General features: G+C 68.2%; 13 protein-coding genes. 7 read left to right on the top strand and 6 right to left on the bottom strand.

What is annotated here, in order from left to right; translation table 11 throughout:
* Positions 1-13: 13 nt before the first annotated feature.
* Positions 14-3,526, bottom strand: coding sequence for an RICIN domain-containing protein (locus tag NR810_RS18850; protein WP_257454225.1), 3,513 nt, complete (start codon positions 3,524-3,526; stop codon positions 14-16).
* Between the two features lie 133 nt (positions 3,527-3,659).
* Here NR810_RS18850 and NR810_RS18855 point away from each other — a divergent pair, with 133 nt between their 5' ends.
* The 6 genes from NR810_RS18855 to NR810_RS18880 all read left to right on the top strand — a co-directional run bounded on the left by NR810_RS18855 (position 3,660) and on the right by NR810_RS18880 (position 11,532).
* Positions 3,660-4,127 carry a cytochrome P450 gene (locus tag NR810_RS18855; RefSeq protein WP_257454226.1) on the top strand — a complete coding sequence of 156 codons (468 nt, stop codon included), beginning with the start codon at positions 3,660-3,662 and terminating at the stop codon, positions 4,125-4,127.
* A gap of 451 nt (positions 4,128-4,578) precedes the next feature.
* A complete protein-coding gene (locus tag NR810_RS18860; protein ID WP_257454227.1) occupies positions 4,579-6,270 on the top strand; it encodes a hypothetical protein in 1,692 nt (563 codons plus the stop codon).
* A gap of 98 nt (positions 6,271-6,368) precedes the next feature.
* Positions 6,369-7,997, top strand: coding sequence for a cytochrome c family protein (locus NR810_RS18865; protein WP_257454228.1), 1,629 nt, complete (start codon positions 6,369-6,371; stop codon positions 7,995-7,997).
* A gap of 378 nt (positions 7,998-8,375) precedes the next feature.
* Positions 8,376-9,152, top strand: a complete 777-nt coding sequence (radC, locus tag NR810_RS18870; protein WP_257454230.1) for a RadC family protein — start codon at positions 8,376-8,378, stop codon at positions 9,150-9,152.
* Positions 9,149-9,454 carry a DUF3006 domain-containing protein gene (locus tag NR810_RS18875; protein ID WP_257454231.1) on the top strand — a complete coding sequence of 102 codons (306 nt, stop codon included), beginning with the start codon at positions 9,149-9,151 and terminating at the stop codon, positions 9,452-9,454. Before radC ends, NR810_RS18875 begins: the two co-directional genes overlap by 4 nt.
* 5 nt (positions 9,455-9,459) lie before the next feature.
* Complete coding sequence (locus NR810_RS18880; RefSeq protein WP_257454233.1) at positions 9,460-11,532, top strand: RecQ family ATP-dependent DNA helicase; 2,073 nt, start codon at positions 9,460-9,462, stop codon at positions 11,530-11,532.
* A 15-nt stretch (positions 11,533-11,547) separates the two neighbouring features.
* On the opposite strand, the gene NR810_RS18885 is transcribed toward NR810_RS18880, so the two are convergent.
* Both NR810_RS18885 and NR810_RS52155 read right to left on the bottom strand, forming a co-directional pair.
* Positions 11,548-11,922 (bottom strand): hypothetical protein, encoded by a 375-nt coding sequence (locus NR810_RS18885; RefSeq protein WP_326522510.1) that lies wholly within the window; start codon positions 11,920-11,922, stop codon positions 11,548-11,550.
* 1 nt (position 11,923) lies between these two features.
* Entirely contained in the window at positions 11,924-15,394 is a 3,471-nt protein-coding gene (locus NR810_RS52155; RefSeq protein WP_306818311.1) for a tetratricopeptide repeat protein, read from the bottom strand.
* 71 nt (positions 15,395-15,465) lie between these two features.
* Here NR810_RS52155 and NR810_RS18905 point away from each other — a divergent pair, with 71 nt between their 5' ends.
* Entirely contained in the window at positions 15,466-15,885 is a 420-nt protein-coding gene (locus NR810_RS18905) for a hypothetical protein (protein WP_257454235.1), read from the top strand.
* A gap of 305 nt (positions 15,886-16,190) precedes the next feature.
* Here the strand turns inward: NR810_RS18905 and NR810_RS18910 are convergent, their stop codons facing one another.
* The 3 genes from NR810_RS18910 to NR810_RS18920 all read right to left on the bottom strand — a co-directional run bounded on the left by NR810_RS18910 (position 16,191) and on the right by NR810_RS18920 (position 18,699).
* Entirely contained in the window at positions 16,191-17,135 is a 945-nt protein-coding gene (locus tag NR810_RS18910; protein ID WP_257454236.1) for an SDR family oxidoreductase, read from the bottom strand.
* A gap of 17 nt (positions 17,136-17,152) precedes the next feature.
* Entirely contained in the window at positions 17,153-18,007 is an 855-nt protein-coding gene (locus NR810_RS18915) for a lysophospholipid acyltransferase family protein (RefSeq protein WP_257454238.1), read from the bottom strand.
* A 95-nt stretch (positions 18,008-18,102) separates the two neighbouring features.
* Entirely contained in the window at positions 18,103-18,699 is a 597-nt protein-coding gene (locus tag NR810_RS18920) for a DUF4136 domain-containing protein (RefSeq protein ID WP_257454240.1), read from the bottom strand.
* Positions 18,700-18,808 lie beyond the last annotated feature (109 nt).

Here is an 18,808-nt window from a genome sequence, read left to right on the forward strand (position 1 = left end):
GGCTGCGCTCGGTTCAAGGCCAGAGACGAGAGGTCCACTCACGCCACTTCTGGATGCGCTGCGCATCGGCACCCAGCTGCGTGGCCTTCCAGATTCCATACTGCTGCGACTGCTCGGCCGTGACCCTTCCGTTCACCGCGTTCATCACGAAGTTGCCCGGTTCAGGCTGTGCCAGGGGCTTCCGGGTCTGATCCACACAAAACGCGAACCCGGCATACGGCTCGCTCTCTCCCAGCTCCGTGTTGGCCGGATCGCAACGCCGCCATTTCGCGGGCTCGGTGTCGGTGTACAGGACATTGAACTGGTTCATCGCCCCGTTGAGCACCTTCAAGTACAGGCCCGGTTGGAGTTGATCGAGCTTGCTGAAGGGCGTCTTGCCGAAGCCTTGTGTCGTCGCCTGGTCCATGAAGTTGGTAGGCGTCAGGTGTTTCAGGGTCTGCGCCCGGCCAAAGCGTCCGCGGTTGTCTCCGAGGCTGCCGGTCTGGGTTGGCACGTAGAGCGGGATGTCGTTGTTGACGTATTGGGCCGACTTGATGCGGGCCTGCAACAGCCGGAGGTCGCTCAGGAAGGCCGCGTTCGCGTGAGCGGGTGTCGAGGTGCCCACGGTCGTCGCCAGGAGTTCGTCGAAGCCGGTCAGGTAGGGCCAGTCCACCGAGAAGTTCACCCAATCGCCTTGAGCCCCCGGGTTGATGGAGACCTGCATCTGGTACCAGGCGTTGGTCCGGTAGTACGAGCCCACGATGTTGGAGCGTTCCCACGCCAGGTACCACTCCCGCGTGACCTTCCCCGCGGAGGTCTCGTCGGACTGGTAGAGCATGTGCGGAGCCAGGAAGAACACGCTCACCGTGTTGAAGGGCCAGCCTCGCACCTCACCCCGGCCTCTCCAGGTCTGGGTGGCGGCGGTGAAGTCACCAATGAACCACTGCTGGTTGCCTTCGAGCCCATAGGTATGGGCCCACTCCCACTGCTTGATGACATTCCAGTGGAGCATGCTCATGACGGCGCGCTCGATGAAGGCGTTGGTGGTGAAGGACGCCGGATCGCTGTTCGTCGTGGAGCTGGCGGCGCGCGCGGCCAGGAGGCGGGCACCGACCTGCGCGCCGTACTCGCCGGAGCTGGCGATGTGATTGCCGCGGCCCCCGCCCAGGAAGCGGTAGGCCTCCCAGCCAAAGGCGCTGAAGTAGCCCTGGATCTCGTTGCGCTCGCTCGGGGTCAGATGGCTCCAGTCGCCATACTGCCCGTTGGGATTCCGGTGGGCCTCGAGCCATGCCTCGATCTGGTCCGCGCTGGCCTTGGGATGGGTGCGGCTGCTTTGTGACCACTGGGCTCCGTTCTCGAAGGAACCGGCGCCGCTGGCGCCCGCGGGCCACACATCGAGCGGATGGATCGTGGGCAACCATGCATTCCAGTCGGGGTACTGCAAGGGCATGGCGACTTCCCGCGCGTTCAGGGTGGCGTTGGCGTTCATGACGGCATCAACGTCGGCCTGGCTCAGGTTGAGTGGCTGGGGTCCCAGTGGCTTGCCGAAGAGGGCCTGGACGGCCTGGGTGGGAGTCTCGAGCACGGCGCTCAGGCCTGCTCCGGCGGCCCATTCGATGATGGGTCTGGCGTCCAGCCCCGGGCCGGGCTGATACGGCGGGTTCCACGGCGCCGCCTGGGGCACGTGGGGCACGTTCCGCTGGCTGTAGCGAAGGTAGGCGACGATCTGTCTGCCTTGTGCATCGCTCAGGCCATGGAAGCGCGAGCGCTGCACGATGGCGTTGTTGGAGTAATTGAAGTACTGCAGATCCCGCCCATCGGCCGCGTGGCAGGAGGCGCAGGCGGCCTTGATGCCGCGTCTGACGATGCTGCTCTTGAGGAGCGTGCCCTGGCCATGCCAGAGCGCTTCGCCCGCCGGGACATCGGCACTCCAGGTCTGGCCGGCCACCTTCTCGACCTGGATGTCGGCGAACCGCACGGGGTTGCTGGCCAGGCTGGTGCCCTGGGCGTCTCGCAGCTGGAGGTCGAGGACGCGGTATCCATTGGACTCGCCATCGGTCCCGTTGAACCGGAACTGGATGCGGTTGGCGCCAGGCGCGGCCACGAGCCTCGCCTTGGTGGTGGCATCGAGCACGAGGCTCATGCGCGTGGTGTAGAACCCGCCTCGCGTCAGACCGCCCTGGACACGTTCCACATCGGCCAGTTTCACGGTGGCGTCCGTGATGTCGATCCAGGGAATGCCGTCGGCCTGCTCGGGGCTGATGCCTCCGAGCACACGCACACTGGCCTTGATCCGGGTGGGAGGCTGGCTCGTCGCTTCGAACTCGGGGGCGCCAAAGAAGGCGCAGCGGTGGCACACCCACCACAGCTGGCTCACACTGCCGAGTTTGCTGGCATCAACGTGGAGGCTGGCTTCGGCGAGCGCCGGGAGCGAAGGGGAGCCATCGCTCAGCAGCTCGAGGGGAAGCTCGAGCAGATGGGCGGAGCCGGTGGGTGCCGGTTGCGTCACGGCCTCCAGCCGCCACTGCTGGTTGGATTGACCGCTGCAATCCCACTGGACGATCTGCCCACCCACGGCCTGGCTCATGTCCTTCACGTCCATGCACTTGCCGCTGTGCGAAGCCTCGAACAGGTAGGCAGCTCCCACCGGGGTCACCCTGAAGCGTTGGTTGGGCCCACCGGTGTCGCTCCACTGCTGGAACGGCTCTCCATTGATCGGGGTGTTCCCGCGCACGTCCAGCGGCTTGTCACTGTGGACGCCACGCAACTGGTAGGTGCCCATCACCGAAGGCAGCACTTCGAAGTGTTGATGCGCCACGTTGCCGCAGTCAGCTTGCTGGACCCGGGTTCCATCGGCCGTGCTGGCGCCGGCGATCTCCAGGCACAGGTTGGAGCCCACCGAACGCAGGCTGTACTGGCCCACGGCCAGTGCGCCTCGGCCGTCGCCGCTCCGGGGGTAGAGCAGGAAGTGCTGCGGCGCCTGGCTGTCGCAACTGGCCTGCCGCAGGCCGGCCCCCTCGGTGCTGACTCCCCCCTCGATGGCCACGCATTTGTGGCTGCCCACGTTGACCAGGCTGTGGAGATTGCCCTGGTCACGTCGCAGCAGGAAGCGTTGGGCACTGGAGCCGTTATCGCTCCACTGTTGGATGACGGTGCCGTCCGCGGTGGAGCCACCGTTCAGGTCGAGCACGCGACCGGTGCCCACGTTGACGAACTTGTAGCCTCCGTCGGCTTCCCGGATCACCTCGAAGGTCTGGCTCGGGCCGTCGACGCAGGTGGCTTGCTGGATCCTACCTCCATCGGTGTTGCCGGGAATTGCCTCCACACACTTGCCGCTCAGCGCACTCATGAGCACGTAGCGGCCGGCGGGCAGCGCGGGACCAACATCGTCCGTGCGCATGGCGGCCGGCTGGGGGCTGCTTCCGAGCATCGCGGCTTCGGGGTTCGCCTTCGCCGCTCCCGGGTCGCCACGGTCTCCACATGCCGCCAGCAGGCCCACGACCGTCAACGCCATCGCCCCGCGCAGGATGTGGAGAAAGTCTTTCAAGGAATCATCCGATGTCTCGAGCACGCACTCAGGGTAGAGCGTCAGGCTTTGGGGGAAATCACCCGAAAGAGGGAGCGAACGCTCAAACGTGGTGGTGATGCAATCCGCGAACAGGAATGGGAGATGGGACGGCATGCAATTCCTGGATGCTGAGACGTCGCGAGCGGCCCAGGCGCATGTCCCGACCGCCCCCGCGCGTTGGCCTCTGCTCGGACATTCCTGGCCCCTGCTCACCAGACCGCGTGATTTCCTTCTGTCGCTGGAGAAGATCGGGAGTCTCGTCCGTGTCTACATCGGGCAGATGCCCATGGTGGTCATCACCGACCCCGAGCTCACGCGTCAGGTCCTGCATGACAGCGCCACCTTCGACAAGGGTGGCTCCCTTTACGAGAAACTGAGCGAGCTGACGGGAAATGGGCTGCTCACGAGCCAATCGGAGCCGCACAAGCGGCAGCGGCGACTGGTGCAGCCCGCCTTCAAGAAAAGCTCGATCAAGGACTACTCGTCCGTCATGGCCGGGGTCGCCGAGGGGGCGCTCCCACAACATCGTGATCATCCTCATGCGGCGGCACGGTCATCCGGAGCAGGAGGCGGTCCGTAGGGCGGAGCGGGAGGAGCGCGGACTGGCGCGAGCGTCCCATGGCCTGAATGAGGATACGAAGCGTTACATCCACGGCCTGAAGATCTGGAACCTGGCCAACTACTTCTGGTCGTTGAGATGCCGTCGCTTCATCGTCGGCCAGGTGGAGGAGGCGGCCCGCTGCCTGAGCTGCATCACCCGCGAGTCCCTGCCAGGCCTCACACCTTCACATCCTGACGGACCGTGAGCGGGTCTAAACGGTCCCCGCTGCACCCTGCTGGACTGGCTTGCGTCACCCAGCGGTGTTCACTAGAAGTGAATAACCCAAAAACGACATTCACTCCGGGTGGTAGAAGAAGGCAGCCTCCCTCCGCCCGGGAAGACGGCTTGCACCCACCTCATCCGCGGGAGTGCGTGCGCCTCATTTATCGCCGTCACCCGTGCCCTCTCCCTCACCAGCACAGGAGCACTCATGGCCCAGTGGACCCAGTTCGTCACCCCTGGCGGACAGATCGACTTTCCCGAGGATCCGATGAAGCAGCAGTCGCTCGTCCAACAGTGGACGACGAACCTGACTGGCTTCACCAACCAGGGCATCACTGGCAACCCGTGGACGTCCACGAACGCCGCCAACCAGAATTGGTATTTCAATCCGGTGACGACGGACACCAGTCAGGGCATATACGCCCCCATCCAGTGGAGTCCGTTCCCTGGCCGCATCCAGGCCTACAACCCCAGCATGCCGATGGGCCAGCAGTTCCAGCTGGCGGATACCGGCTACTACGTCGACTCCAACAACACGCGGCAGACGTTCCCCGCCATCACCACCAATCTCTGTCCGAATGGTGATGCTCCCGCCCAGCCCATTCCCTACGGCCCCTATGGTCCGCGCGGCTGGCAGGACGAGTACTGCGAGTGGAGCGTCCTGCGGGATCCCTCCACCGGGAAGATTCTCCGCATCGACTTCACCTGCGAGAACCCGGAGTACTGGAACACGCTGTGGATGGTTGATCCGTTGAAGGTGCTCGAGCTGTACCAGAAGACGCTCGACAAGCCGCAGATCCAGATGGATGACCTGTGCCTGCATGACAGCAACGGGCGAGTGGTGATGGATCCGTCCACCGGGCGGCCGGCCTACAACCCGCTCAACAAGTGGAACAGCGGCCCGTTCTCCACGGCCACGCAAGGCGGGGCGATGCACCTGACCAGCACGCCCAATACCATCCAGACGGAGATCGGCCTGGCCGCGGCGGCCACCATCCCGCGCACGGTGGGCAACGGCAATCCCACCACCCTCATCTGCTGTGCACAGTACGGCCAGATCGGCCGCAACAGCGATCCCACGATCGGCGCCTCGGTGAACCGGCTGACCGCGCCCCAGAGCGGAGAGCCCACCATGGTGACACTTGCCAACCCACCGGGCCTCTACATCCAACAGCCGGACTTCTCGAGCTACACGACGCCCGACAACACGCCCGCGAGCACCTTCTGGCGCATCGTGCGCGGCGCCCCGACGTTGACCGATCCCAACGGCACCCAGCTGCCCGGCAACTTCATCCTCCATGCCGTCTTCGAGGTGCCCCCCAGCTATGGCTATACCGTCAGCGACATCTCCATCAGCGGCGCGCCCATCAAGTGGGCGGGTCAGGTGGCGCAGACGTTCCAGATGCACATCATCGGCATGGGCATCCCCAAGACACCCGGGCAGACCGCGCAGCCCTGCGTCGACTCGCCGGCCACGCCCGCGCCACAACCGCTGCAGTTGTTCCATGCCTCGGTGTTCAACGCCCTGTACAACACGCCCGTCCCCAACCCCGTGGGCCAGCAGATGAGCCTGGCCAGCAACAGCACGCTGATCGCGCCGCTGGTGACGGTGGGCCAGCAGAAGGTGCCCATGGTGCTGGTGGTGGGCATGGATTTGTCGAGCCCCAAGCCCGACGTCTCCTTCGGAGATGGCATCACCGTCGAGGTGCAGGGAATGCGCAGCGTCACCTACGCCATCCCGGGCAATACCTATCCGTCCACTTCGGTGGCCGTGGACATCCTCGTCAGCGTTGCCTCCACCGCCATCTCCGGGCTCAAGGGCGTCACCGTCACCCCGTCAGGTCAGAATGCATCGCAGTTCGTCGCCATGCCCGCGCTCCTGAACGTGGTGGGCCTGTGAGCTGAGCAGGCCCTGCCAGGAATCCATCCCCGAGAAGTCCTCGCGGCGGGAGGAGCCTCTCCCGCCGTGATTCCTCGTCCTGTTCCATGAGGTCTCCCATGCGTTCCCGCCTGCTGCTCGTGTTGATGGTGTTTGCCACCGTGCTGGGCATTGGCGCCTGCGGTGCCAGGCGCTCGTCTTCCACACCCGCTCCTTCCACTCCCGCCCCCGGGCCCGATACCGAGAGCGCCTCCGGAACCAGCCTTCCCACAGCCTCCGCGCCCCCCTCCTTCAATTGCAATGGAACCGAGGTGCCGATCAACCCGGTCATCCCTCCAGATTTCTCCGAGAACACCCAGCAGGCGGCCAATTGCTTCGCGTGGTCCGAGTTCATCTCCCTCAACTGGCCGGTTTCGGCGCTGGATGGAGGGACGGATGCGGGCTTCGGTACCCCGGGAGATCTGAGCCCCACGCAGTGGCAGACGTTCATGAGCGCGGATGATCTCTTCCCTCCGGACGGGAGCGCGCCGCCCCCCTGGGGCACCCAGCCCCAGGTGACACCGGAGTGCGCCGCCGAGGCCGGACTCACCGCCGAGCAGGCACGCAAGGTGATGCCGCTGATGATGATCTCCAAGTTCTCCACGCAGTTCCGCCCCCCGGACAACGCGCAGGCGTTCCCGCAGAATGCGCCCTCGTGGCTCGGATCCCAGAATGGCAAGGCGGTCTGGTATGAGATCCGTGTCAGCCAGCCCGAGTATGACTTCGTCGCCAACAATGGGCTCTACACCGCGCAGGGCCAGCAGGCCTGGGTGGACGGCGGCACTGGCAAGCCCATCGTGCTCCCCAAGGGCAACCTCTCCACGGGAGAGCTCGGCTCCATCGAGCTCAAGGCGGCCTGGATGGAGGTGACGGACTCGCAAGATGCGAAGTGGAACCGCTACAAGCTCATGCAGGCGATCGTCCCGGATCTCGTCACCCAGAAGTGCCGCACGGCCACGGTGGCACTGGTGGGGCTGCACATCATCCACAAGACGAACAACCAGGACACCTGGGTGTGGGCCACGTTCGAGCACGTCGACAACGCGCCCACCCAGGGCCAGTCCCCAGGCACCACGGACTGGAACTTCCACAACCCCCAGTGCCAGCCCCAGGTGGTCAACAACGTCGCGCCGCAGTGCTCGCCGGACGGAGGAAGCTCCTTCACGATCGGCTGCACCCCGAACATACCGCCTCCCTATTACCTGGGAGCGGGCTGCCCGCCTCCAGTCCCCATCCAGGTCACGCGAGTGACGGCGATCGACTCGTATGCCGCGAGCCAGAATCAGGCCACGCAACAGGCGATCGCGCAGAACTACCCGGGCTCCGTCTGGCAGTACTACCAGCTCATCAACGTGCTCTGGTCCACCAACCCGACTCCGGAGCCGACCGCGCCCAAGAAGGTGCCGCTGACGTTCCAGAGCATGCAGCCCTCGTCCAACACCGCGGTGGCCAACACCACGATGGAGACCTACTTCCAAGGTATCGACCCGACGACCTACGAGGCCAGACACTGCCTGACGTGCCACAAGTTCGCGTCCATCGCCGGGACGACGCAGAACCCGAACCCGGGCTGGGACTCGGACTTCAGCTTCATCTTCGGCACCGCGGCGGATGTGTCCGCCACCGGCGCCAAGGCCGTGCCGAAGAGCTCCAAGCAGAAGGTCCCGCCGGCACGGCAGCCTCCCCAGATACGGCGGATCACCCGCTGACACCCACTCCGCTCATCGAACGCACGGCATTCCCGCGCCTCTCGAGCTTGGAGCCGCGTCGAGAAGTCCCTCGCGGCCGACGAGAAACCACCACGAATCATTATTCCAGGACCGTGGGGTGCGCACCGCCGCCGGAGAGCGCCGCTCAATGGAGCCACCAGGTTCAGCTCCTTCCTGCTTCAGACCCACACCGCGCTGCACCCGACCAGCTGGTGCCGTTGAACCAATGTCATGCCTCCGCCGGGTCGAACGATGCATGAACGCCGTCCCACGCGTGAGCCGATTCGCGCGCGGTGAGACGGTGAGACACGACCGTCCCGAGGGAAACACCGTCGGCACGCGTGTTGCTCTTGTCGCGCCGCGTGGACGGAGGGCGGGATGGAGAGGATGGCGGCGGTGGCGATGGTGGAGTGGGTGGAGTCCGCGGGCGATGGGTCGGTGAGGGAGGAGAAGGAGACGCTTGCGGAGGCGGAGAGCCCCCGGGAGCGCCTCTTCAGGTTGGGGGCGGCGGCCCTCACCGACCCGGAGCTTCTCTCCGTATTGCTGGGTTCGGGCTCGCGCACGCGGGCGCTGGCGGAAGCACTGCTCGCCACGAGCGGTGGGCTCAAGGCGCTGGTGCAGAGGGATCCACGCGAGCTGTGCACACGCATGGGGCCGGCGCGGACGGCGCAGATGATGGCGGCGCTGGAGCTCGGGCGTCGCGCCCAGCGCGTCACCGAGCGGCGGCCCCGCCTGCGCACCCCCAAGGAGATCCACGCCTATCTCGCGCCCCACCTGAGCGCGCTGCGGCGCGAGGTGTTCCACGTGCTGTGCTTCAACGCGCGCAACGTGCTGCTGCTCGATGCCCGGGTGGCCGAGGGCACCATCAACGCGTGCCCGGTGGACCCCCGCGAGGTCTTCGCCGCGGCCATCAGCTCGCGCGCCACCGCCATCGTGCTGGCCCACAACCACCCCTCGGGAGACCCGGAGCCCTCGGGGCAGGACCTGGGCCTCACCGCCCAGCTCATCGAGGCGGGCCGGGTGCTGGGCATCAAGGTGTTGGATCACGTGGTGGTGGGAGACGGGACGTACACCTCGATGCTCGAGCGGGGCGAGCTGCCGCTGCTGGGCGCGGAGACGCGGGGACCATGGAGCATGGAAGGAGGACGTGGATGATGCTGGGTGCGGTGGGCGTGGTGGCGTGTGGCGGTGGCGCGGTGCAGGTGGAGCTGCTGGAGGACGAGGTGGCGCAGGTGGTGCCCCTGGGCGGGGGCCCAGCACGCACGGTGCCTCGCTCCACCCTCCCCTCGAATGTGCGGGAGGGAGACGTGGTGCGGGACGGCCGCCTGGATGCCGAGCTGGGAGCCCGGCTGGCGCGGGAGGTGGCCGAATGGCGGGCGCGCCTGGCCGTTCCAGTACCTATCGGGCTGGACCTCGACTCAGGAGCCTCTGAGTCGTTGACGACCAGGAAGGAGTAGTGAATATGCGGCGGATGCCGGTGGCCCTGCCCTACTTCGAGCAAGCCCAGGAGGGTCTGGTCCGCCATTTCGGACTGAGCGAGTTCAGGCCCGGGCAGGCCCAGGTCATCAGCTCCGTGCTGAGCGGGCGTAACACCGTGGTGGTGATGCCCACGGGCGCTGGGAAGAGCCTGTGCTACCAGCTCCCCGCCATGCTGCTGTCCGGGGTGACGCTCGTCATCTCCCCCCTCATCGCGCTGATGAAGGATCAGGTGGAACAGCTCACCGCGCGCGGCATCTCCGCCACGTTCATCAACTCGTCCCTGTCGGACATGGAGCGCGCGGACCGCATCCGCCGCATGCGCGCGGGGGACTTCAAGCTCGTCTACGTGGCGCCCGAGCGCTTCCGCAGCCCGAGCTTCCTGGACGCCCTCGCCCAGGTGGGGGTGGAGCTGCTCGCGGTGGACGAGGCCCACTGCATCTCCCAGTGGGGCCATGACTTCCGGCCGGACTACGCGCAGCTCGGACAGGTGCGCAAGCGCCTGCGCCCGCCGCGCACCGTGGCCCTCACCGCTACCGCCACCCCCGAGGTGCGCGACGACATCGTCCGCTCCCTGCTGATGAAGGATCCGCAGGTGTTCGCCGAGGGCTTCGACCGGCCCAACCTCTTCCTCGAGGTGTTCGACGTGGGCGGGGACGAGGACAAGCGCCGGGCGTGCGCGGGGCTCGCGTCCCTGGGCGGCGGCAGCGGCATCATCTACTGCTCCACCCGCAAGTCGGCGGAGAACATGCACTCCTCGCTGCTCGAGCGGGGGGTGAACGCCATCCTCTACCACGCGGGCATGGAGGACGACGCGCGGCACCGCGCCCAGGACGAGTTCATGTCCGCCAAGGAGGCGGTGGCGGTGGCCACCAATGCCTTCGGCATGGGCATCGACAAGCCGGACATCCGCTTCGTCGCCCACGCCAACATCCCCAAGGCGGTGGAGGCCTACTACCAGGAGATCGGCCGCGCGGGCCGGGACAGGGGACCGGCCTTCGCCGCGCTCCTCTTCAACCACGCGGACGTCTACACGCAGGAGCGGCTCATCGAGAGCAACCACCCCTCCGAGGCCGTCATCTCGGATCTGTGGAACGTGCTGCGGAGCGTGCCCGAGTACGACAAGGGCCAGTACGTGCTGGCCGCCCAGGTGGGCGCCAGCGAGTTCGAGATCTCCGCCGCGCTGCGCATCCTGGAGCGCGAGGGGAAGATCGAACGTGGCAGCCGCGGCGAGGGCGAATACGGCATCACCCTGACGGAGAAGGCCGCCCAGGCGCAGCCGCATGCCCCGGATGCCCGGCGTCTGCTGGCCTCGCTGTTGGAGACGTTCCCGGTGGGGCGCTCCGCCACCACCGAGCTGCCCATCCTCGCGCGGCGCACCGGGCTCGCCAGTGATGAGATCCAGCACGCGCTGAAGTTGTTGGAACGGGCCGGGGCGCTGCAGGTGCGCCGTCCCTTCTCCGGGCGCACCATCCGCGCGCTGCAGCAGGTGCCCTTCCGCGAGCTGGGCGTGGACCTGAGCAAGGTGCGCGAGCAGGAGCGGCGCTCCATGCTGCTCCTCAAGCGGATGACGGACTATGCCTACACGAAGCGCTGCCGGCGCGCCTTCCTGCTCCAATACTTCGGACAGCAGGACGTGGAGGCCACCTGCGGCAACTGCGACACGTGCGCCGGGAGCCGGTTGAGGCGGCTGGAGGGCATGGGCCGCTCCTCCACCTCCGTGTCCCGCGCCGCGCCCGCGCCCGCACCGGGGCAGCCCAGGGGTTTCAGCGAGCTGGCCGCCACCGAGCTGCGCCGCTGGCGCAAGGAGCTCGCCCGCGAGCTGGAGATGCCTCCCTTCCTCATCTTCAACGACGAGACGCTGCGCGGACTCGCCGCCGCCCTGCCCATCGATCGCGAGTCCTTCCTGTCGGTGAAGGGCACGGGGGAGAGCCGCTGGGAGCGCTTCGGCCCGAAGGTGGTGGAGATCTGCCTCATGGCCCGCGCCGCCGGCCACGAGCCGATCCCCGTGGCCCCGGTGCCCCCCCGCGTGCGCAAGGCCCGGAGCGCCCGCCGCTGAAGCCAGGGGCCCGGGTCAGCGCCGGGAGGACTGGCGCACCACGATGCCGCGCAGCGTGCCCATGAACAGGCCCACCACCACCGCGAGCAGGAAGATGATGATGATGGTGGTGACGCCGAAGATGAGGCGCAGACGGAACGGGGAGATCTGGTTGTCGAGGTAGGCAGCGCGCAGCGGCTGCATCAACCTCACCATTTCCAGCGCCCGGGCCGGCAGCGAGTCGAGCGACAGCGAGAAATGAAGCAGGAAGGGGGAGCCCGGCCACACGTACTGCGCCCCTTCCACCACGATGCCCACCAGCAGGTAGATGACGGAGAGCAGGAAGGCATTGCCGCTCATGATGCGCATGAGCGGCAGGGGTGGCAGTTCGGGTGGGGGGGATTGCCGCACGCTACCGGCCCCCTGCCCGGCGTACGAGGGCCGGCAGGGCCTTCCTCACCCGGCCCGCCTCGGGAGAGGCCGCGGCCAGCTTCAGGAAGGTCTGGTACGCCTGCACCGCCCTCGCCAGCTCCGCGGGGTTGCGCACGAGCGCGTCCGCCTGGGCCAGCCAGGCCTGGCCGTCCACCGGCTCCAGCTCCACCGCGCGGGCGAACGCCTTCATCGCCGCCGCCTCGTCCCGCTGCTTCAGCGCCACCTGCCCCAGCACCAGGTGGTTGCGTCCGGAGAAGGGTGCCAGCCGCACCGCCTCGTCCGCGGCCGCGCGCGCATCCTTCGTCGCTCCGGCGGTGAGCAGCACCCGCGCCATGGCCGCCTGGGCGAACGCCTTGTCCCAGACGGTGGGCGCCTTGTCCGCGATGACCTGCAGCGCCTTCGCCGCGGCCCGCCCGCCCGAGTCCTTCACCCAGTGCTCGCCCACCTGGCCGCACGGGGCGTCCGGCCCCTCGCGCCGCGCCGCCTCGAAGGCCTTCTCCGCGTTGAGCTCGAGCCCCTGGCGCAGGAAGGCCAGGGCGATGCCGCAGAAGGTCTCCGCCGATCTGGAGTCCAGCCGGTTGGCGATCTCCAGCGAGCCGAAGCCCCCCTTGGTGTCCCCCAGGGCGAAGAGCACGTCCGAGCGCACGCGGTGCGCCTCGGGATCGTTCGCCACCAGCTTCACCGCGCGCCCGGACGCCGCCTCCGCGTCCTTCAGCCGCCCGGCGTGGTAGAGCGCCATCGCGAAGCCCTTGTGGGCCGTCGCCGCGCCCGGGTTGTCCAGCTGCCACTCCTCGAACTGCTTGAGGGACTCGTTGGTGCGGCCCAGCGACAGCAGCGCCCGGCCGAGCGCCTCGCGCGCCTCGCCGTGCGCGGCATTGCGCTCCACCGCCTGCGTCAGCGGCTTCATCGCCAGATCCGGCAGCCCCCGGGAGATGAGCAGCCGGCCCAGCGCGCACGGGGCCTCGTAGTCCCGCGCATCCTCGGCCACGGCCGCCTCGAAGAGGGTGCTCGCCTTGTCCAGCGCCTTGTCCTGCAAGTACATCTGCCCCAGCGCCGTGCGCACCTCGGCCTTGGCGCGCTTCGTCGCCGCGAGCGTCTTCTCCAGCGCCGTGCGCGCCCGGTCGCGCTCGCCCTCGGCGGCGTCCGCCTGGGCCAGGTAGACGATGGCCTCGGGGGGATAGTGGTCCTCCACGCGCGTGCGGGCCACCTCCACCCGGACGCGCTTCCAGTCGCCCAGCCGCGCGTACGCCGCGGTGCGCACCAGCGCCACCTGGCGGCTCTCGCCCTCCACCCGGGTGAGCACCTCGCGCTCACGGTCTCGGTCCAGCAGCGCCCAACCCAGACCCGCCTTGGCGTCCTCGCTGTCGGACTTCAGCTCGAGCGCCTTCTCGAAGGCACGCTGGGCGGCGGACATGTCTCCGGCGGCGCGGTTCGCCTCGCCGAGCGCGAGGAAGGTCTCGTAGGCCAGCGGCCCCTTCATTCCCTCTGCCAGCAGCGTCCGCGCGTCGCGAGCTTTGCCGAGCGCCGTCATCAACCGGCCCTGCACCAGCCGCTGGCGATCGCGCTGCGAGACGGGCAGCGCCGGGTCCCCGGCCAGGCCCTGCACGTCCGAGAGGGCCGAGTCCAGCTCCTGGCCGAGCTCCAGCCGGCCCTCCGCGACGCCGAGCTTCGCCACCGGGTGCTCCGGGGCCAGCTTCGCGGCGGAGGAGTACACCTTGAGGGCATTCACTGGATCCGCCGCGTCCCGGTAGTACGCACCGAGCGACACCAGGGCCCGCACGTTGCGGGGCGACAGCTTCAGGGCGCGCGAGAAGCGCTCCAGGGACTCCTTCGCCTTGCCCTGCTCCAGCAGGATGGCAGCGGCCAGCGCCTGGGCCTCCGAGGTCTCCACCTTCGCGCCCAGGAGGGCCCGGCGGGCGGCGTCACGGCCCTGGGCGTCGGCCACCAGCACGTCCACCACCAGGGCGAGCCCCGGCTGCTCCGCGCGCACGCCCGGCTGGTTCAGCGCGTCGAGGGCCCGCGTGCGCGCCTCGGCGGCGCCACCGTCCGCGAAGCGCAGGGCGTGGACGTAGGCCGTGAGGGCCCAGGCCCGGGTGTTGTCATCATCCAGCCGCACCACATGGGTGAGCAGCGAGAGCGCCTCCTGCCGGGAGGGCTCCGTGTCCTTCTCGATGAGCCGGGCGACATGGTCCAACGACGCGGCGAGCGCCTCGCCGCCCTGCTTCGCCCGGATGACGAGGAACACGCCGAACAGCACCACCAGGGCGCCCACCGCCGCCATCACCTTCAGCGTGCGGCCGGAGAAGATGGTGCCAGTGCCCTTGGGGAGGAGCTTCTCGCGCAGCTCCCGTTCGTAGGCCGCGGTGAGGGCCGCCACGTCCTGGACGGGCAGCCGGGTCACCGGGGCGGCGACCGCCGTGGGCGCAACCCGGGTCTCCGCCGTCGCCTCGGGCAGCTCCTCGAGCAGCCCGCGCCGGTTCCCCGCCGCCGTGAGACGATCGGTGAGGGCCTGCGGCGGAGGCGAGAGGACGGGCGCGCGCTTCTCCTCCAATGGAGGCAGATCCGCGAGCAGACCCCCTTCACCCGATGCGGCGGCCGCGTCCGGCGCGGCTTCCGCCCCACCGCCCACCTCGGAGGAGGCCTCCACGGGCGCGGCCGGCGGCTCCTCGTCGAAGGGCAGCTCCACCTCGGCGGTCATGACCGTCGAGGTATCTTCTTCCGGCGCGGCGCCCTCGGGACGAGCCGCCGCCTCCGGCGCGCTCACGCCCAGGGCCTCGTCCGGAATCGCCACGTCCGCGAGATCCAACACCGGCCCGGAGTTGTCCTCCGGGACCGGGGTGGGCGCCGGCCCGGCGGGCGCCGTCACCGCCTCGGCGGCCTGGGCCTCCAGAGCGGGCTCCTGGGGAGCCTCCGCGCCCGCCGCCTCGGAAGGAGCAGCCGGCCCCTCCGCCTCGCCCTCACCGGAGCCCTCCGCCCTGGCGGCGGACTCCTCGGCGGACTGGGGCTCCAGGGCGTTCAGATCACCGAAAGCCGGCGCGGGCCCGCCCGCGAGCGCGGCCTGGGCCTGCTCCATCCACCCGCGCACACGGCCGTCATTGGGCTGTAGCGCCAGCGCCTTGCGGAGGATGGGCAGCGCCGAACGGTAGAGGCCCCGCTGCAACAACACCTCGGCGATGAGGTTGTAGGCGTGCGGGTTCTCCTTGTCGATCGCCACCGCCTGATCGAACTGAGCCATCGCCTCCGCGGGGCGCCCCATGAGGATGAGGGCCTTGCCCCACAGCACCCGACCCGTCACCGAGTTGGGGTGGTGGGTAATGCCCTGCTCGCACACGGCGATGGCGCGGGCATGCTCGCCCTTGGCGACCAAGGCCTTGGCCAGCTCGACGAAAACGGAAGATGCAGGATCCTGGGCGAGGAGCTGCTCGTAGCGCTCCACCAACGATTTGGCCATGCGGCTCGGGACCATAGCACCGCGTCCCCTTCCGTTTCGCCCCCTCTGGAATGGGTGCTAGCGTCCTCCGGGTGATTCGCCTGCTTGCCGTGCTCCTGGCCCTCACCCTGGGTGGGGCCTGTGCCCACACGAAGAATACCTCGGACCTTCAGACGCTGCGTCCCGTGGTGGATGGATTCCACCAGCGGCTGCGCTGGAAGGACTACCGGTACGCCACCCGCTACATCGTCCCCGAGCGCCGCCAGGACTTCGAGAAGGCGCGCCGGGAGCGTCACGACGACAGGGACCTGTCCATCACCGACTACGAGATAGAGGACGTCCAGCTCGTGGAGGAGGGGCAGCGGGCCATCGTCACCAGCCGCATGGAGTGGATGCGCCTGCCCTCGGTGACCCAGCAGAGCGACACCGTCACCTCGGAGTTCATCTACCGGGACGGAACATGGCTGCTGGAGAAGCAGCGCGGCGGCCCCTTCGACGGCGAGCTGCCCTGAAAAAAAACCGCCCACCGCCTCGGGGCCGGCCGAAGCGGTGGGCGTCGGAGGCTCCCCAATGGAACCTCCTAACCAGGCTCGCGGGGTGAGGGGCTGAAGTGGCCCGCCCTCACCGCGCTTCATGCCTGCCCTACAAAGCAATGGGAGTGCCAACCTCGCGTCGGCCCGGTCTCTCCGTGAGATCAAGGGGTTGCGCCCCCACCCCCTGTGAAGCCCCGTGCCAGAAATGCCACGGCCCCTGACGCGCATGTCAGGGGCCGCTGGGAGTGACATCCGTGTCCGACCACGACACGGGTGCCAGGGGGCTAGTCGCCGATGACGGAGCGGATCGTCTCCCGCATGGAGTAGCGGGGGGACCAGGACACGTCCTTGCGCCAGCGCGAGCCGTCCACGTTGCAGAGGAACTGGATGTGATCCAGCTCGGGCGGAGGGAAGTTGGCCAGGCGGTATTTGAAGAGGAGACCGAGGAGGGGCCGGGCGACGGGGTGCGGCACGGGGACGGCGCCGTGGCCGAGCTCGCGGTGGATGGAGGACAGGGGCACCTCGCCGGGGCCGACCACGTTGTAGACGCCCTTGGGCTCGGGGCGCAGGGCGGCCTCCACCATGGCGCGGGCCACGTCCTCCACGTGGATGAGCTGCACCATGGGATCGAACCCCGCCAGCACCCACGGGTGGCGCAGCCGCAGGTAGTTGCTGGGGGCGTTCTTGATGGTGGGGCCCACGATGTGGACGGGCCGGAGGATGACCGTCTGGATGTCGGGGTGCTTCCAGAAGAAGCCGTGCGCGAGCATGTCGACTTCGATCAGATCCCGCACCCCCGAGAAGCGGCTGGCCGCCATGAGCGGCGCGTCCTCGGTGAGGAAGTTGGAGTTGTCCGGGCTGGGGCCGTAGACGTTGGCCGAGGAGAGGACGACCACCTTGGGCACGCGGTAGCGGGCGCAGTACTCGAGCAGGCGCGTGGTGCCCACCACGTTGAAGGAGTGGTGCTCCTCCTCGCTCATGCGCGGGTCGTGCATGATGCCCATGTGGATGACCGCGCGGATGTCGTTCTTGCGGAAGACGTCCTCGGCCTTCTTCTTGCGCAGGTCCAGCTGGTGCATCTCGACATCCTTGGGGCGGCCCACGAAGGGGCGCCGGTCGATGCCGATGATGCGCTCGTGTTTGTGCAGCAGCTTGGCGAGGGTTCTGCCCAGGTTGCCGCTGATGCCGGTGACGACGACGGCCGGTCTCTTGGAAGGATCCTGATTCATGGCGCGCGTGCCGGGCTCTACCAGAAGATGCCCTGGCGCTCCTTGAGTCCCTGGTTGAGCATGGACTGGATGGCGGACTTCACGGTGCGGACCTTCTTGTCCAGCTCGGAGTCCTCGTCGTCCGCGCGGCCGGTGAAGCGCAGCGGCTCTCCGAAGTAGATGCGGTACTTGGTGGGCAGGGGAAGGGGCATCCCGGTGACGGTGAGGGGGAAGGAGGGAAAGCCGAGCAGTCTCGCCAGGGGCTTCACGTCCACGAGGGCCGGGGCCTGCTCCTCGGCGCCCACCACGGCGATGGGGACGATGGGGGTGTCCGTCTCCAGGGCCAGACGCATGAAGCCCAGACCGAAGTCCTGGAGCTGGTAGCGCTGGGGCCAGAGCTTGCCCAGGCCGCGAACGCCCTCGGGGAAGACGAGGATGGCCTCATCGGCCTCCAGCAGGCGCCGGCAGTTCTCCGGGGTGCCGACGATCTGCCCCACCCGGGCCATGAAGGTGGAGACGTATGGCAGCGTGGGCACCCACTTCTCCACCATGCTGCGGATGGCGCGCGGCGGGTCTGCCTCCAACAGCAGGGCCACGCCGATCATCGCCCCGTCCATGGGCAGCTGGCCGGAGTGGTTGGAGATGAAGAGCACGCGGCCCTTGGGCACCTTCTCGATGCCGTAGGTCTCCACCCGGTGGTAGTTGCGGTACAACCAGAAGAAGGGGGCGAGGGCCGACAGGCTGTAGTCGAGGTTGAATCCGAAAGGATCCACCCCGTACTCGTTGCCGGTGCGAGCGAGCGCCTCCAGGCGCGCCTTGCGCTCCGGTCCCACCATGCGCTCCGTCCACTCCCGGAGCTCCTGCTTCACCTTGTCGCCGAGCTGCTCGAGCATGGAGCGTGTGTCTACACCATCGCCCCTGCCTCCGGGAGGGGAACGCGGCGGGGGGGACGCTCCGTTGCCATCCCGAGGACGCCCCCACCGGCCCCTCACCGCTTCTTCGGCTCGGGCGGGAAGCGCTCCAGCATCTCGTCGACGGCCCCGTTGATGAGCTTCTGGCTCTTCTCCGCGTTCATGTTCTCGGACAGCCGGGTCTGGGCCGAGCCACGCCAGACGAGCTTGTTGGAGTCCGCGTCCACGACATCGAGGATGAGCGTGCCCTGCTGGTACTCGCGGATGACGGTCTCGGGGACGAGTCCCGAGCCACCGTACGCGACCGGGCCGTAGAAGGGGTCGTACCAGGGATCCCAGGCGTAGCCGTAGAACCTGTTGATGGTCTCCGCCTCGACCTTGTCCTGGATGGCGCCGTGCCAGCCGATCTTGAAGTCCGGGTTCTCGCCCGGCTCCACCTTTTTATAGCCGCGAGACGCCAGCTCCTGGTCCACCGCCTGCTGGACGCGGGACTGGATGATGGGGTTGTAGATGCGGGTGTCCGCGCCGTCCTTCATGGCCAGCCAGGAATAGGTGCGGAAGGTGCCCAACGCCTGCACGGCGTTGGGATCGTAGTTCGTGCTCGTCTTGATGCCCGAGCAGGCGGTGAACCCCAACACCAACAGCGCTCCCACCAGACGCAATGGCAAGGACATGTCTTTCTCCTCCTGCTCCAAGAGCATCCACTCCTGGACGATAGGCATCCGGGAAGGCCCACACCCGAGGGACGCTCGCCTGCTCCTCCACCTGGACCGGTGCCCCCTG

This window comes from Archangium lipolyticum (assembly GCF_024623785.1).
Lineage (GTDB): Bacteria > Myxococcota > Myxococcia > Myxococcales > Myxococcaceae > Archangium > Archangium lipolyticum.

Excerpts from the sequence above, each read along its gene's own strand:
- NR810_RS18855 (WP_257454226.1), top strand. The coding sequence starts at position 3,660 with ATGCAATTCCTGGATGCTGAGACGTCGCGAGCGGCCCAGGCGCATGTC.
- NR810_RS18860 (WP_257454227.1), top strand. The coding sequence starts at position 4,579 with ATGGCCCAGTGGACCCAGTTCGTCACCCCTGGCGGACAGATCGACTTT.
- NR810_RS18865 (WP_257454228.1), top strand. The coding sequence starts at position 6,369 with ATGCGTTCCCGCCTGCTGCTCGTGTTGATGGTGTTTGCCACCGTGCTG.
- radC (WP_257454230.1), top strand. The coding sequence starts at position 8,376 with ATGGAGAGGATGGCGGCGGTGGCGATGGTGGAGTGGGTGGAGTCCGCG.
- NR810_RS18875 (WP_257454231.1), top strand. The coding sequence starts at position 9,149 with ATGATGCTGGGTGCGGTGGGCGTGGTGGCGTGTGGCGGTGGCGCGGTG.
- NR810_RS18880 (WP_257454233.1), top strand. The coding sequence starts at position 9,460 with ATGCGGCGGATGCCGGTGGCCCTGCCCTACTTCGAGCAAGCCCAGGAG.
- NR810_RS52155 (WP_306818311.1), bottom strand. The coding sequence starts at position 15,394 with ATGGCCAAATCGTTGGTGGAGCGCTACGAGCAGCTCCTCGCCCAGGAT.
- NR810_RS18910 (WP_257454236.1), bottom strand. The coding sequence starts at position 17,135 with ATGAATCAGGATCCTTCCAAGAGACCGGCCGTCGTCGTCACCGGCATC.
- NR810_RS18915 (WP_257454238.1), bottom strand. The coding sequence starts at position 18,007 with ATGCTCGAGCAGCTCGGCGACAAGGTGAAGCAGGAGCTCCGGGAGTGG.
- NR810_RS18920 (WP_257454240.1), bottom strand. The coding sequence starts at position 18,699 with ATGTCCTTGCCATTGCGTCTGGTGGGAGCGCTGTTGGTGTTGGGGTTC.